This window comes from Streptomyces atriruber (genome assembly GCF_001418325.1).
Lineage (GTDB): Bacteria > Actinomycetota > Actinomycetes > Streptomycetales > Streptomycetaceae > Streptomyces > Streptomyces atriruber.
In genome coordinates, this window is the sequence record NZ_LIPN01000102.1 from 21,597 (window position 1) to 36,438 (window position 14,842).

General features: G+C 69.6%; 13 protein-coding genes. All 13 read right to left on the bottom strand.

From position 1 onward, the window contains the following. Positions 1 to 27 precede the first annotated feature (27 nt). Positions 28 to 312 (bottom strand): YggT family protein, encoded by a 285-nt coding sequence (locus AOK03_RS12180; protein WP_055565230.1) that lies wholly within the window; start codon positions 310 to 312, stop codon positions 28 to 30. An 80-nt stretch (positions 313 to 392) separates the two neighbouring features. Then, positions 393 to 1,028, bottom strand: coding sequence for a cell division protein SepF (locus AOK03_RS12185; RefSeq protein WP_055565231.1), 636 nt, complete (start codon positions 1,026 to 1,028; stop codon positions 393 to 395). Positions 1,029 to 1,152: 124 nt separating this feature from the next. Beyond that, a complete protein-coding gene (locus tag AOK03_RS12190; protein WP_055565232.1) occupies positions 1,153 to 1,872 on the bottom strand; it encodes a YggS family pyridoxal phosphate-dependent enzyme in 720 nt (239 codons plus the stop codon). Between the two features lie 6 nt (positions 1,873 to 1,878). Beyond that, positions 1,879 to 2,589, bottom strand: coding sequence for a peptidoglycan editing factor PgeF (pgeF, locus tag AOK03_RS12195; protein ID WP_425264374.1), 711 nt, complete (start codon positions 2,587 to 2,589; stop codon positions 1,879 to 1,881). Positions 2,590 to 2,606: 17 nt separating this feature from the next. Next, positions 2,607 to 3,836 carry a cell division protein FtsZ gene (gene ftsZ, locus AOK03_RS12200; RefSeq protein WP_055565234.1) on the bottom strand — a complete coding sequence of 410 codons (1,230 nt, stop codon included), beginning with the start codon at positions 3,834 to 3,836 and terminating at the stop codon, positions 2,607 to 2,609. A 275-nt stretch (positions 3,837 to 4,111) separates the two neighbouring features. Next, positions 4,112 to 4,909 (bottom strand): cell division protein FtsQ/DivIB, encoded by a 798-nt coding sequence (locus AOK03_RS12205; RefSeq protein ID WP_055565235.1) that lies wholly within the window; start codon positions 4,907 to 4,909, stop codon positions 4,112 to 4,114. Between the two features lie 14 nt (positions 4,910 to 4,923). Continuing rightward, entirely contained in the window at positions 4,924 to 6,018 is a 1,095-nt protein-coding gene (murG, locus tag AOK03_RS12210) for an undecaprenyldiphospho-muramoylpentapeptide beta-N-acetylglucosaminyltransferase (RefSeq protein WP_055565236.1), read from the bottom strand. Between the two features lie 6 nt (positions 6,019 to 6,024). Next, complete coding sequence (ftsW, locus tag AOK03_RS12215) at positions 6,025 to 7,335, bottom strand: putative lipid II flippase FtsW (RefSeq protein WP_055565237.1); 1,311 nt, start codon at positions 7,333 to 7,335, stop codon at positions 6,025 to 6,027. Between the two features lie 49 nt (positions 7,336 to 7,384). Further along, positions 7,385 to 8,800 (bottom strand): UDP-N-acetylmuramoyl-L-alanine--D-glutamate ligase, encoded by a 1,416-nt coding sequence (murD, locus tag AOK03_RS12220; RefSeq protein WP_244177580.1) that lies wholly within the window; start codon positions 8,798 to 8,800, stop codon positions 7,385 to 7,387. 5 nt (positions 8,801 to 8,805) lie between these two features. Beyond that, complete coding sequence (gene mraY, locus AOK03_RS12225) at positions 8,806 to 9,876, bottom strand: phospho-N-acetylmuramoyl-pentapeptide-transferase (protein ID WP_055565239.1); 1,071 nt, start codon at positions 9,874 to 9,876, stop codon at positions 8,806 to 8,808. Continuing rightward, a complete protein-coding gene (locus AOK03_RS12230) occupies positions 9,873 to 11,288 on the bottom strand; it encodes a UDP-N-acetylmuramoyl-tripeptide--D-alanyl-D-alanine ligase (protein WP_055565240.1) in 1,416 nt (471 codons plus the stop codon). Before AOK03_RS12230 ends, mraY begins: the two co-directional genes overlap by 4 nt. Positions 11,289 to 11,292: 4 nt before the next feature. After that, positions 11,293 to 12,945, bottom strand: a complete 1,653-nt coding sequence (locus tag AOK03_RS12235) for a UDP-N-acetylmuramoyl-L-alanyl-D-glutamate--2,6-diaminopimelate ligase (protein WP_079074665.1) — start codon at positions 12,943 to 12,945, stop codon at positions 11,293 to 11,295. Positions 12,946 to 12,964: 19 nt separating this feature from the next. After that, positions 12,965 to 14,842: peptidoglycan D,D-transpeptidase FtsI family protein (locus AOK03_RS12240; protein ID WP_244177579.1), on the bottom strand; the 1,878-nt coding region annotated here is incomplete at its 5' end.

A 14,842-nucleotide genomic window follows, 5' to 3' on the forward strand; every position in this document is an offset into this window, starting at 1 on the left:
TCGGCAAGACCGTATTAGACATCTCGCTCACACCTGACTCACGACGGTGATCAGGATGTAGACGATGATCATCAGTACGAAGAAGGACAGGTCGAGCGCCACGCCCCCGAGACGCAGCGGCGGAATGAACCGCCGCAGAAGCTTGAGCGGTGGATCAGTGACAGTGTAGGTGGCCTCCAGAACGACCACCATCGGCTTGCCGGGTTGCCATGAGCGGGCGAACTGGAAGACGTAGTCCATGACCAGCCGGAAGATCAGCACGATGAGGAAGCACATCAGCGCGATGTAAAGCACCTGCGTGAACACGCTCATGTTCGCGGTTCCCTCTCCCCTGTTGCTTCGTGCTCGTCGTTCCGGTACTGCGTCTACGGCATCTGCTGCATCACTGCGTCTCAGCTCTGGTTGAAGAACCCGCCCTCTGCGATGCGAGCCTTGTCCTCCGCCGTTACATCGACGTTAGCAGGCGACAACAGGAACACCTTCTGCGTCACTCGCTCAATGCTGCCATGCAGGCCGAAGACCAGACCGGCGGCAAAGTCGACAAGTCGCTTCGCGTCCGTGTCGTCCATCTCCGTCAGATTCATGATCACCGGAGTGCCTTCACGGAAGTGTTCCCCGATGGTACGGGCCTCGTTGTAGGTCCGGGGGTGCAATGTGGTGATGCGGTAGGGCTCCCGCTCGGACACGACCTTGGGCATGATCACCGGTGCGTTCTTCTCCAGGCTCTGGCGTTCAGGTGTGATGGATGCCACGGGGGCGATACGTGCCGGACGTCCCGATTCCGCGGCTAGCGAAGCGGAATGGGCCGCCGGTTCCCGCGGGGCGGGCGGCTGCACCACTCGTACCGATTCGTCCCTTTGTGACTGGTGGGACTGGTGCGACTGATGCGAGGGTTCGTGCCTCCTGCGGTCACGCTCGGGCTCCGGCTCGGGTTCGAACTCGTCATCGGGGTCGAACCCCGGACCGTCGTACCCATCGTCCTCCACGAGGCCGAGGTAGACCGCCATCTTGCGCATCGCGCCGGCCATGCTCTGAGTCCTCCGCTCTGTGGTGGATCGGCTGTCGTCACCAACTGCTCGCGATCCACGAGGTATCCCCGCCCAACAGCGAGAATGACCATATTTTCTGCTGTGGTCCGACTTCTTGGCGACGTTACCCGAGCCCGGGTCGGACTCCGAGTACCGCCGTTCCGACGCGCACATGTGTCGCCCCGGCCGCAACAGCCTGTTCGAGGTCCGCACTCATCCCTGCCGAGACCATGTTCGCAGCAGGATGAGCCGCGCGCATGAGGGTTGAGAATTCCATCAACCGCTCGAACGCCGCCTGTTGCCGACCCGCGTACGGTCCGGTGAGCGGCGCGACGGTCATCAGACCATCGAGCCGCAGTCCCGGCGCCCCGGCCACGAGGTCGGCCAACTCTTCGGTTCCGCCCGGGCCCACGCCCCCGCGCTCGCCCCGGCCGTTCTCCTCCGCGTCGAGCGCGACCTGGATCAGGCAGCCGAGCTCGCGCTCCGCGCGCACCGCGGCCGTCGAAAGAGCCGTGACGAGCCTGGGACGGTCCACGGACTGCACCACGTCGGCGTAACCGACCACGGAACGGACCTTGTTGGTCTGCAGCTGCCCCACGAAGTGCCAGCTGAGCGGCAGGTCCGCGCACTCGGCCGCCTTCGGCGCAGCGTCCTGGTCACGGTTCTCCGCGACGTGCCGCACACCGAGTTCGGACAGGATCCGCACATCGCTCGCGGGATACGTCTTCGTGACCACGATCAGGGTCACTTCTTCCCGCTTGCGCCCGGCCGCGGCGCACGCCGCGGCGATGCGCTCCTCGACCTGCGCGAGGTTTGCCGCGAGTTGAGACTTTCGCTCCGTCATGCCCTATCAGTCCAGCCAGACATAGCCCGCGAGGCGACCGGTGGTCCGGTCCCTGCGGTACGAGAAATGGTCACCGGACTCCAGGGTGCACACCGGCGACTGCTCCCGGTCGCACACCCCGAGCCGCTGCAGCTGGGCGTGCACTCCGGCGGTCACGTCGACCGCGGGCGTGCCCCAACTCGTTTCGGCGTACGCCGCGGGCTCGACGGCGGCGACATCGGCGCGCATCGCTTCCGGCACTTCGTAACAACGCCCGCAGACCGCCGGACCGGTGCGGGCGACGATGCGGCCGGGCTCCGCGCCGAGCCGCACCATGGCCTCGACGGTGGCGGGCACGACGCCCGCCACCATGCCCGGACGGCCCGCGTGCGCCGCGGCGGCCACGCCGGCCACCGGGTCGGCGAGCAGAACGGGGGTGCAGTCGGCGGTGAGGACCGCGAGTGCGAGGCCCCTGCGGGCCGTCACCACCGCGTCGACGGACGGGATCTCGGCGTCCGAGTGCCAAGGACCGTCGACCACCGCGACATCGCGGCCGTGCACCTGGTTCATCCAGACGACCCGGACCGGGTCGATGTCCAGGGACTTGGCGGCGAGCGTGCGGTTGGTGCGCACGGCCCCGGGGTCGTCACCGACCGCGCCGCCGAGGTTGAGCTCTTCGTACGGAACGGCGCTCACCCCGCCCCACCTGTCGGTGAAGGCGAAGTGCGCGCCGCTCACGGTGCTGTGCTTGCTTATCACTTCAAGAAGTCCGGCACGTCCAGCTCTTCGGCCTGGCTGTCCTGGTAGGGACGGGCCGGCGGAACCTGCGGCGGGGCCGAGGGAGCGGACGGGGCCTCGCTCGCCGGAGCCGCTTCCGCGGGCTCCGGGGTGGCGGGCTCGTCGCGCGGGGTGACGGAACCGAGACCACCGAAGGCCGGGCGGGACGATTCGGCGGGCCGGGCGGGCGTCGCGGGCTCCTCGCGCTTGGTGGAGCCGGACGATGCCGAGCCGAGGACGTTGTCCCGCTTGGACGGTGGCTGTCCGCCGTCGAAGCCCGCCGCGATGACGGTGACCCTGACCTCGTCGCCGAGTGCGTCGTCGATGACCGCACCGAAGATGATGTTCGCCTCGGGGTGTGCCGCCTCGCTGACCAGTTGGGCCGCTTCGTTGATCTCGAAGAGGCCGAGGTCCGAGCCACCGGAGATGGAGAGCAGCACACCGCGGGCGCCGTCGATGGACGCCTCGAGGAGCGGCGAGGAGATCGCCATCTCGGCGGCGGCCACCGCACGGTCGTCGCCGCGGGCCGAGCCGATGCCCATGAGCGCCGATCCGGCCTCGGACATGACCGACTTGACGTCGGCGAAGTCGAGGTTGATCAGGCCGGGCGTGGTGATGAGGTCGGTGATGCCCTGGACACCGGAGAGCAGGACCTGGTCCGCCGACTTGAACGCGTCGAGGACGGAGACCTGGCGGTCCGAGATGGACAGGAGCCGGTCGTTGGGGATGACGATGAGGGTGTCGACCTCTTCGCGCAGCTCCGCGATGCCGTCCTCGGCCTGGTTGGCACGGCGGCGGCCTTCGAAGGTGAAGGGCCGGGTGACCACGCCGATGGTGAGGGCGCCGAGCGAGCGCGCGATGTTGGCGACGACGGGTGCGCCGCCGGTGCCGGTGCCGCCGCCTTCGCCGGCGGTGACGAAGACCATGTCGGCCCCCTTGAGGACCTCCTCGATCTCCTCGCGGTGGTCCTCTGCGGCCTTGCGGCCGACGGCCGGGTTGGCGCCGGCGCCGAGTCCGCGGGTGAGTTCACGGCCCACGTCGAGTTTGACGTCGGCGTCGCTCATCAACAGGGCTTGCGCGTCGGTGTTGATGGCGATGAACTCGACGCCCTTGAGACCGACCTCGATCATCCGGTTGATGGCATTGACACCACCGCCGCCGACACCGATGACTTTGATGACTGCGAGGTAGTTCTGCGGTGCTGCCACGTCGAAGGCCTCTCGCCTCGAGTTACGTGTCGCCGTTTCGCATCGATGCGATGCGGCGACTGATGCCGAATGGGACGGTCCGAACGCCGACCCGAACCCTAACGCTGAAGTTTAGGGTTACCAGTGTGTCTGTTCCTTGGACTCTTCCGAACAGGACACTAAGTCGACAAGTGGCGCACGTTCAACGAACACGCCGAACCTCCCGTTTTTCTTTTCACCCTATGTGATCAGCCATAGCGCTGCCGAACCAGGGTGCTGGCCTGCGGCGATATGCGTCAACTTCCGGACGATGCGGGCGCGGTGGGGACACTCACGTCGAAGTGCCGTGCCTTGGGTGCCGCTTTCATGAGCGCGGTGAGGGTAGTGGCCTTGGACCGCCCCTTCTCGCCACTGCCCCAGTCGACGGTGCGCCCGCCCCTCAACTCCAGCGAGATGGAGTCGTACGAACGGACCTTGACGTTCCGGGTATCGCGGGCGACCGCTTCGGGCAGGTCACCGGCGACCCGGACCGCCTCGCGCAGCAGGCGGTCGGTGCCGAAACGGCGCAGACTCGCCGCCGCGCTCTCACGGTCCACGCGCATTTCGAGCTTCGGGACTCCCCGGGGCGCGCGTCCGACCGTGGCGAATCGCACTCCCTCGGCGTCCACTTCGACGAACTTTCCGCCCTTTTCGATGAGCAGAACCGGCTTGCGTTCCGTCACTTTGAGTCCGATTGCGTGCGGCCAGGAGCGGACGACATCAACCGAGTCAATTCGGGGCAATTTCGAGCGCAGCCGGTCTTCGAGCGCATCCGTATCGACCGAAATCAGTGGTGCCCCGACGGGAGCGTCGGCCGCCTCACGGACCTCTTCGGGCGTCAGGACGCGGGTTCCCGACGTCTTCACGCGCTCCAGACGGAGCCACTGCGAGCCGTAGAGCGCCCAGACCGCCCCGGCGCCGAGCAGTACGACGAGCACCAGAACGATGATCAGAGTGCGCGAACGCGGCAGCCTGGGGCGGCGCAGGCGCATGCGCTGCGGGCGGGGCGGGCCGGACTTCCTCTGCTGCCGTTCGGCGGTGGTCGGTCCGGCCACGGTCCCCTGCCTTCTCACGCGTTGCGGCGTGACGCAATCGCCTCGTACACCATGCCGACGAGCAGCTCGTCGGCGTCCCTGCGGCCGAACTCCGAGGCCGCGCGGGACATCTCGTACAGCCGGTGCGGGTCGGCGAGCACGGGCAGGACGTTGCCCTGGACCCATTCGGGCGTCAGTTCCGCGTCGTCGACCAGCAGTCCGCCGCCCGCCTTGACCACCGGCTGGGCGTTGAGCCGCTGTTCGCCGTTGCCGATCGGCAGCGGGACGTACGCGGCGGGGAGCCCGACGGCGGAGAGTTCGGCCACGGTCATCGCGCCCGCGCGGCAGAGCATCATGTCGGCAGCGGCGTACGCGAGGTCCATCCGGTCCACGTACGGTACCGGGATGTAAGGGGGCATCCCCGGCATCTGCTGCACCTGCGGCAATTCGTTCTTCGGGCCGACCGCGTGCAGGATCTGGATTCCCGCGCGCTGCAGCACCGGAGCGACCTGCTGGACGACCTCGTTGAGCCGCCGGGCGCCCTGCGAGCCGCCGGAGACGAGCAGCGTCGGCAGGTTGGGGTCGAGGCCGAAGGCGGCACGCGCCTCCGGACGGACCCGGGCCCGGTCCAGCGTGGCGATGGTGTGCCGCAACGGGATGCCGATGTACCGGGAGTTGCGCAGCTTGCTGTCGGGGGTGGCGACGGCCACCCCGTGGGCGTACCGCGAACCGATCTTGTTGGCGAGGCCGGGGCGCGCGTTGGCCTCGTGCACGACGATCGGCGTCCCGGTCCGCTTGGCCGCGAGGTAGCCGGGCAGGGCCACGTAGCCGCCGAAGCCGACGACGCAGTCCGCCTTGGTGCGCTCCAGGATCTGCTCGGCCGCCTTGATGGTGCCGCGCAGCCGCCCCGGGACGGTGATCAGTTCAGGGGTGGGCTTGCGCGGCAGCGGGACGGCCGGGATCAGCGCGAGTTCGTAGCCCCGCTCGGGTACGAGCCGGGTCTCGAGTCCACGCTCCGTGCCCAGGGCCGTGATGCCCACGGTCGGGTCCTGCCTCCGCAGGGCGTCCGCGAGGGCGAGCGCGGGCTCGATGTGGCCGGCGGTCCCCCCACCGGCGAGTACGACATGCACCGAAATTCACCGCTCTCCGGACGAACGCGCCTTGACGCGCCGTCGCATCGTGTTCCATCTCACCCGAGGTTGCCGCATGGCCAGGGCCGCCTTCGCCGCCGGGTCCGATCGCGCGAAGGCGATGAGGAGTCCGATGGCGAACATGGTCGGCAGCAGGGCCGAACCCCCGTAGGAGAACAGCGGGAGCGGGACACCGGCGATCGGCAGCAGACCGAGCACCGCACCGACGTTGACCACGGCCTGCGCCGTGATCCAGGTGGTCACACCTCCCGCGGCATACCTCACGAAGGGGTCCTCCGTGCGTCCGGCCACGCGGATACCCGCATAGCCTAGAGCCGCGAACAGAGCGAGCACCGACAGTGTCCCTGCCAGGCCGAGTTCCTCCCCGGTGATGGCGAAGATGAAGTCGGTGTGCGGTTCAGGCAGTTGACCCCATTTTTCCACACTCGCGCCGAGTCCGGAACCGAAGAATCCGCCGGAGGCCAGGGCATAGATCCCGTGCACGGCCTGCCAGCACTGGTCTCCGGGCCCCGGATCCGTGGCGCCGATGCAGCCGAGCCTGGCCATGCGGTTGGGGCTGGTCTTGATGAGAATCACACCGAGCAGCGCCGCGACGCTGAGCACCCCCGCGAAGAGCCGGGTGGGCGCTCCGGCCAGCCAGAGCAGTCCGAAGAGGATCGCGGTGAGGATGATCGCCGTGCCCATGTCGCCGCCGAGCATGATGAGTCCGAGCAGCATGAAGGCGACGGGGACGAGCGGCACCAGCATGTGTTTCCACTGGGTCAGGAGCCGCTTGTCGTGCTTGCGCGCGAGCAGGTCGGCGCCCCACAGGACCAGGGCGAGCTTGCCGAACTCACTGGGCTGGAGCTGGAACGGGCCGCCCAGGTAGATCCAGTTCTGGTTGCCGTTGACGCTGCGCCCTATCCCCGGGATCTGCACGAGGGCCATCAGGAAGACGGTCACCGCGAGGATCGGGTAGGCGAGCGCCCGGTGCAGTTTGATCGGCATCCGCATGGCGACCAGGAGCAGGATCGTGCCGAGCACGGCCGCCACGAACTGCTTGCGGAAGAAGTAGGAGGCGGGCAGGTTCAGCTGCAGCGCCTGGATCATCGAGGCCGAGTAGACCATCACCAGGCCGAGCACGGTGATCAGCAGGCTGCTGCCGAAGATGAGGTAGTACGCGGTGAGCGGCCTGTCCCAGGCCTTGCGTGCCCTGTTGTAGAGCCGCCTGGGCCCGCTCTCGCCCGGAGGGTGGGAGGCACCTCTGGCGCGTACCGGAGCCGGTCGTTTTGCGACCCGCACGGAAGACCTGGCCACGTTCCCCTCCCAAGGGTGTGCCCGGCGCCCCGCCGGACGGAAAGCCCGGTCAGGCGCTCGTGGAGCCGAGCTCGCGGACGGCGTCCGCGAACGCTTCACCACGCTTGTTGTAGTTGGTGAACATGTCCATCGACGCACAGGCCGGAGCCATCAGCACGGTGTCCCCCGGCTGCGCCAGCTCCGCCGCCCGCCGTACCGCCTCGGACATCGCCCCAGTGTCGGTCCGGTCGAGGTCGACGACCGGGACCTCGGGCGCGTGTCGCGCAAGGGCTTCACGGATCAGTTCACGGTCGGCGCCGATGAGGACGGCGCCGCGCAGCCGCTTCGCCGCGTTCCCGACGAGCCCGTCGAAGGTGGCGCCCTTGGCGAGCCCGCCCGCGATCCAGACGATCGACTCGTACGCCGCCAACGACGCCTCTGCGGCGTGGGTGTTGGTGGCCTTGGAGTCGTCGACGTACGCGACGCCCTCGACGTCGGCGACGTGCTCGATGCGGTGGGCGTCCGGGCGGAAGGCCCGCAGGCCGTCGCGGACGGCCGTCGCCTGCACGCCGAAGGCGCGGGCGAGGGCGGCCGCGGCCAGCGCGTTGGCGATGTTGTGCGGCGCGGGCGGCTGGACATCGGAGATCTCCGCGAGCTCCTGGGCCTGCTTCTGGCGGTCCGGCACGAAGGCACGGTCGACCAGGATGCCGTCCACGACGCCCAGTTGCGAGGGCGCGGGCGCATTCAGCGTGAAACCGATGGCGCGGCAGCCCTCTTCGACGTCGGCCTCGCGGACCAGGTCCTCGGTCGCCTTGTCGGAGACGTTGTAGACGCAGGCGACCTGGTTGCCCTCGTAGATGCGGCCCTTGTCGGCGGCGTACGCCTCCATGGAGCCGTGCCAGTCGAGGTGGTCCGGCGCGAGGTTCAGGACGGCCGCGGAGTGGGCGCGCAGCGAGGGCGCCCAGTGCAGCTGGTACGAGGAGAGCTCGACGGCGAGCACGTCGTACGCGTCGTCGCCCTCCAGGATCACGTCCACGATCGGGGTGCCGATGTTGCCCACGGCCGCCGTGCGCAGACCGCCCGCCGTCAGGATCGAGGCGAGCATCTGGGTGGTCGTGGTCTTGCCGTTGGTGCCCGTGATGGCGAGCCAGGGTGCCGCGCCGGGGCCGCGCAGGCGCCAGGCGATCTCGACGTCTCCGACGACGTCCACGCCCGCGTCCGCGGCCGCCGCGAAGAGCGGCGACGAGGGCTTCCAGCCGGGCGAGGTGACCACCAGGTCGGTGCCCCGGGGAAGCGTCTGCGCGTCCCCCAGCCGTACGGAGATGCCCTCGCCCTTCAGCGCGGCGGCACGCTCCTCGTGCGCCTCCGAAGAACCGCCGTCCACGACGGTCACCGTCGCGCCGAGGCCGGCCAGGGCGCGAGCGGCGCTGATGCCGCTCACGCCGAGACCGGCGACGGTGATGCTCTTGCCCTGCCACTCGGACACAGTGGTCACTTTTCGGCTGCCCATCCCGCGTAGAAGAGACCGAGACCGACGATCACGCACATGCCCTGGATGATCCAGAAGCGGACCACCACAAGGACTTCGGACCACCCCTTGAGTTCGAAGTGGTGCTGCAGTGGCGCCATCCGGAAGACGCGCTTCCCGGTCAGCTTGAACGAGCCGACCTGGATGACGACCGACATGGTGATCATCACGAAGAGGCCGCCGAGCAGCGCGAGGAGCAGCTCCGTGCGGGAGCAGATCGCGAGGCCGGCGAGCGCGCCGCCGAGGGCGAGCGAGCCGGTGTCGCCCATGAAGATCTTGGCGGGCGAGGTGTTCCACCACAGGAAGCCGAAGCAGGCGCCCATGAGCGCGGAGGCGACCACCGCGAGGTCGAGCGGGTCTCTCACCTCGAAACACGCCTGGGGGTTGGTCAGCGTGACCGCGTTGGCGCAGGACTCCTGGTACTGCCAGACACCGATGAAGGTGTAGGCGCCGAAGACCATCACGGAGGCACCGGTGGCGAGGCCGTCCAGACCGTCGGTGAGGTTCACGCCGTTCGACATCGCGAGGATCATGAACAGCGCCCAGACCACGAACAGGACCGGGCCGATCGACCAGCCGAAGTCCGTGACGAACGACAGCTTGGTGGAGGCCGGGGTCTGGTTGCGGTTGTCCGGCCAGTTGAGCGCGAGCACGGCGAAGCCGATGCCGACGATCAGCTGACCGGCCATCTTCGCCTTGGCGCGCAGACCGAGCGAACGCTGCTTGACGATCTTGATGTAGTCGTCGAGGAATCCGACGAGACCCATGCCCGCCATCAGGAAGAGCACCAGGAGGCCGGAGAGCGTCGTCTCCGTGCCGGTGATGACCTTCGTGAGGAAGTAGGCGATGAGCGTCGCCAGGATGAAGGCGATGCCACCCATGGTCGGCGTACCGCGCTTGCTGTGGTGCTCGCGCGGGCCGTCGTCCCGGATGAACTGGCCGTAGCCCTTGCGGGCCAGGAGCTTGATCAGCAGCGGGGTACCGACCAGGGTCAGGAAGAGCCCGATCACACCCGCGAAGAGGATCTGCCTCATCGGCCGGAGACCTGCCCCTCAGAAGACACCGCGGCGTCGTCGAGCAGCGCCGTGGCGACCCGCTCGAGACCGACCGATCTGGACGCCTTCACCAGCACGACGTCTCCCGCGCGCAGCTCGCTGCGCAGCAGGTCGATCGCCGCCTGTGCGTCGGACACGTGCACCGACTCCTCACCCCACGAACCCTCGTTGTATGCGCCCAGTTGGAGCCAGGACGCTTCCCTGCCCCCGACTGCCACGAGCTTGCTCACGTTGAGCCGGACGGCAAGGCGTCCGACCGCGTCGTGCTCGGCGAGCCCCTCGTCCCCGAGCTCGGCCATGTGACCGAGCACCGCCCACGTACGACGCCCCTTGCCCATGGCCACGAGCGCGCGCAGGGCGGCTCGCATGGACTCGGGGTTCGCGTTGTAGGCGTCGTTGACGACCGTCACGCCGTCCGGGCGCTCGGTGACCTCCATCCGCCAGCGGGACAGCGTGCCCGCCTCGGAGAGCGCGAGGGCGATCTCGTCCACGGACATGCCCAGCTCATGGGCGACGGCGGCCGCGGCAAGCGCGTTCGACACGTGGTGCTCACCGTACAGCCGCAAGGTCACGTCGCTGCACCCGGAGGGTGTGTGCAGCGTAAAAGCGGGCTGTCCGTTCTCTGTGAGACGGACATTTTCCGCACGTACGTCGGCGTCGTCGGACTCTCCGAAGAGGAGGACGCGCGCCTTCGTGCGGGAAGCCATCGCACGGACGAGGGGGTCGTCGGCGTTGAGGACGGCGGCCCCGTCCGCGGGCAGCGACTCCACCAGCTCACCCTTCGCGACCGCGATCTGCTCGCGTCCGCCGAACTCGCCGATGTGGGCGGTGCCGACGTTCAGGACGAGGCCGATCTTCGGCGGGGTGAGTCCGGTGAGGTACTGGATATGGCCGATTCCGCGCGCTCCCATCTCCAGGATGAGGAAGCGCGTCTCGTCGGTGGCGCTGAGCGCGGTCAGCGGCAGGCCGATCTCGTTGTTGAACGAGCCGGGCGTGAAGACCGTGGGCGCCTTGCGCTGGAGCACCTGCGCGAGCAGGTCCTTGGAGCTGGTCTTGCCGACCGAGCCCGTCAGCGCCACCGTGACGGCGCCGAGCCGCTCCACGACGTGGCGCGCGAGGGCGCCGAGGGCCGCCTGCACGTCGTCGACGACGATGGCGGGCACGCCGACGGGCCGCGACGCGAGCACGGCGACCGCGCCCGCGGCGACCACGTCGGCCGCGTAGTCGTGGCCGTCGACGCGCTCGCCGACGAAGGCGACGAAGAGGCTGCCGGGCTCCACCTCACGGGAGTCCCGGACGACGGATCCGGTGACCGATACGGCCGGATCCGGTATGTCGTACGTCTGCCCGCCGACGACGGTGGCGATCTCGGCGAGGGAGAGGGCGATCACAACTTCATCCCTGGGTTTGCTGGATAGCTTCGCGAAGCACCTGGCGGTCGTCGAAGGGACGCACCACCCCGGCGATGTCCTGTCCCTGCTCGTGGCCCTTGCCCGCGACCAGGACGGTGTCGCCCGGCCGGGCGCGGACGACGGCGGCGCGGATGGCGGCGGCCCGGTCCTCGAAGACGGCGACGTCGCCGCGCTCGTGGGCCGGCACGTCGGCGGCGCCGGCGAGCATCGTGGCGAGGATCGCGAGGGGGTCCTCGCCACGGGGGTTGTCGGAAGTCAGTACGGCGGTGTCGGCGAGGCGGGCCGCGGCCGCGCCCATCGGCATCCGCTTGGTCTTGTCCCGGTCGCCGCCGCAGCCGAGCACGATGTGCAGCTTGCCCTCGGTGACCTTGCGCAGGGCGCGCAGGACCGATTCGACGGCGTCCGTCTTGTGGGCGTAGTCGACGACGGCGAGGTAGGGCTGGCCCGCGTCGATGCGCTCCAGGCGGCCCGGCACGCCGGGCACCGCGCCGACGCCGTCGGCGGCCAGCTGCGGGTCGATGCCCGCGACGGCCAGCGAGACGATCGCGGCGAGGGTGTTGGCGACGTTGAACGGGCCCGCGAGCGGCGACTTGGCTGTGATCCGCTCGCCCTTGGGGCCGACCGCGACGAAGGTCGAGTCGAGCGGGCCGACCTCGACGTCCTCGGCGCGCCAGTCGGCGTCGGGGTGGCCCTCGGCGGAGAAGGTGGTGACGGGCACCTCCGACTCGGTGATGAGCCGGCGCCCGTACTCGTCGTCGAAGTTGACCACGCCGAGGCGCGAACGGTGCTTGGTGAACAACTGCGCCTTGGCCTGGAAGTAGTCCTCCATGCCGGAGTGGAACTCCATGTGCTCCGGGCTGAGGTTGTTGAAGACGGCGACGTCGAAGACGCAGCCGTCCACCCGCCCGAGCACCAGCGCGTGGCTGGAGACCTCCATGGCGACCGCGTCGACGCCGCGCTCGCGCATCACCGCGAACAGCGCCTGCAGATCGGTGGCTTCGGGGGTCGTCCGCTCCGACTTGATGCGCTCGTCGCCGATGCGCATCTCGACCGTACCGATCAGGCCGGTCGAGCGGACGCCCTTGAGGCCGCCCTCGATGAGGTACGCGGTCGTGGTCTTCCCGGACGTGCCGGTGATGCCGATCTGCAGCAGGTCGCGGCCGGGATGGCCGTAGACCGTCGCCGCCAGCTCGCCCATGCTGCCGCGCGGGTCGTCGACGACCAGGACCGGCAGACCGGTGGCGGCGGCGCGCTCGGCGCCCGTCGGGTCGGTGAGCACCGCGGCGGCACCGAGGTCGGCGGCCTGCGCGACGAAGTCGGCGCCGTGCATGCGGGCACCGGGCAACGCGGCGTAGATGTCGCCCGGGCGCACGGCCCGCGAGTCGTGCGTGATGCCCGTGATCTGCGCACTGCCCGGGGCGGCGACGCCCAGCTGGCCTGCGAGCTCGGTCAACGAGGTCGGGGAGACCCGGTCCGGCCGCGGCGGTCCCGGATATGTCACGGGAACGCCCTTCTGGGTGGTTTGGGACTGATCAGCGTGTGGCACGGCGGTGAGCGTACCGGGCGTACCCCTCTCGGAGCGAAGTGAGGGGCGTGCCGGGCGGCGGTTCCCCGGGTCGGGGGTGATCGTTGTCACGGGTCGTTCCTGGTCGGTCTCAGGGCTGGAAGGTCACCGGCAGGCGGGCCGGGCCGCTTCCGGTGGGCGGGACTTGGAGCGTCTTGAGGGCGAACTCCATGACTTCCTTGTAGATGGGGCCGCAGATCTGGCCGCCGAAGTAGCTGCCCTTGGTGGCGTTCTGGATCGCGCAGTAGACCGTGACGCGCGGCTTGTCGGCGGGCGCGAAGCCGGCGAAGGACGAGGTGTAGCCCTTGTAGCGGCCGGTCTCCGGATCGACCCGGTTGGCCGTACCGGTCTTGCCCGCGACGCGGTAGCCGGGGATGCGGGCCTTGGTGCCGGTGCCCTCCTCGTCGTCGACGACGGACTCCAGCATCTTCGCCACGGTCTTGGCGGTCTCGTCGCTGACGACCCGGCTCTTCTTCGGCTTGGCCGCGGGCGTGAAGCGGCCGTCCGGTCCCTTCGTGCCGCGCACCAGGGTGGGTTCGATGCGTACGCCCCCGTTGGCGATGGTCGAGTAGACCGAGGCGGCCTGCATGGCGTTGATGGAGACGCCCTGGCCGAAGGGGATCGTGAACTGCTGCGAGGTGGACCACTTGTCGGGGCGCGCGAGGATGCCGGACGTCTCGCCGGGGAAGTCGAGCCCGGTCTCCTTGCCGAGGCCGAACTTGCGCAGATACGAGTAGAGGGTCTTGTTGGCCTCCTTCTGCGTCTTGCCCAGTTCGCCGGTGGCGAGGATCGTGCCGATGTTGGAGGACTTGGCGAGGACGCCGTTGAGCGTCAGGTGCCAGGTGGGGTGGTCGATGTCGTCCTGGAAGAGGCGGTCGCCGCGGTGCAGCCGGTTGGGCACCGTCACGCGCGTGCCGGGCGTGGCCGCCTTCTCCTCCAGTACGGCGGCCATCGACATGACCTTGGCGGTGGAGCCGGGCTCGAAGGCGTCCTGGAGGGCGGCGTTGCCGAGGGCCGCGCCGTTGGCCTGCGAGAGGTCGTTCGGGTCGAAGCCGGGGGCATTGGCCATGGCCAGGACCTCGCCGGTCTGCGTGTCCTGCACTATCACGTAGCCGCGGTCCGCCTTGGACTTCTTGACCTGCTCGCTGATGGCGTTCTGCGCGGCCCACTGGATGTCGCGGTCGATGGTGAGCTCGACGTCGGAGCCGGGCACGGCGGGCGTCTCCGTGGAGCCCGCGGTCGGCACCCGGCGGCCGCCGGACTGGGCGTAGCGGATCTTGCCGTCCTCGCCCGCCAGCTGCTTGTCGAGCTGCGCCTCCAGGCCGCCCGCGCCCTTGCCGTCGGAGTTGACCCAGCCCAGTATCCCGGCGCCGAGACCGTCGTTCGGGTAGACCCGCTTGCTGCTCGGGTCGGCCAGGACGCCGGCCAGCACGTTCGGGGAGGCCGGGTCCGCGCCCGCCCGCTCGGCGAGCGCGCCGCGCAGGTCCTTGATCTGCTTCCACACCTGGGGGGTCTGGCGGCGGGCGAGCAGGACGTAGCGTGTGTCCGGGGTCTTGAGCTTCTTGGTGATCTCGGCGGTGTCCTTGCCGAGGATCGGCGCCAGGAGCGCGGCCGCCTGCTCGGGCGCGTCCTTGGTCTTCATCTCCTTCGGCGTGAACAGCGTGGGGTCCGCCGTGATGTCGTACGCGTCCACGCTGGCGGCCATCTCGACGCCGCCGCGATCCGTGATGCGCCCGCGCTCGGCGGCCAGGGTGTGCGTGAAGTAGCGGTTCTTCTCCGCCTTGGCGGCGTACGCGCTCGCGTCGACGGCCTGTACCTGCAGCAGCCGTACGACGAAGGCCAGCATCACCAGCGTGAGGCCGAGGCTGACCATGCGCAGGCGCGGCCGCGGGCTGCCCAGGCGGATGGTGCGGGCCCTGGTCCTGCCCTTGGGGGCGGGGCGGCGGCTCGCGGGGCGGCCGCCCGGGGC

Coding starts and splice junctions, on each gene's coding strand:
- mraY (WP_055565239.1), bottom strand. CDS start 9,876: ATGAGGCAGATCCTCTTCGCGGGTGTGATCGGGCTCTTCCTGACCCTG.
- AOK03_RS12180 (WP_055565230.1), bottom strand. CDS start 312: ATGAGCGTGTTCACGCAGGTGCTTTACATCGCGCTGATGTGCTTCCTC.
- AOK03_RS12185 (WP_055565231.1), bottom strand. CDS start 1,028: ATGGCCGGCGCGATGCGCAAGATGGCGGTCTACCTCGGCCTCGTGGAG.
- AOK03_RS12190 (WP_055565232.1), bottom strand. CDS start 1,872: ATGACGGAGCGAAAGTCTCAACTCGCGGCAAACCTCGCGCAGGTCGAG.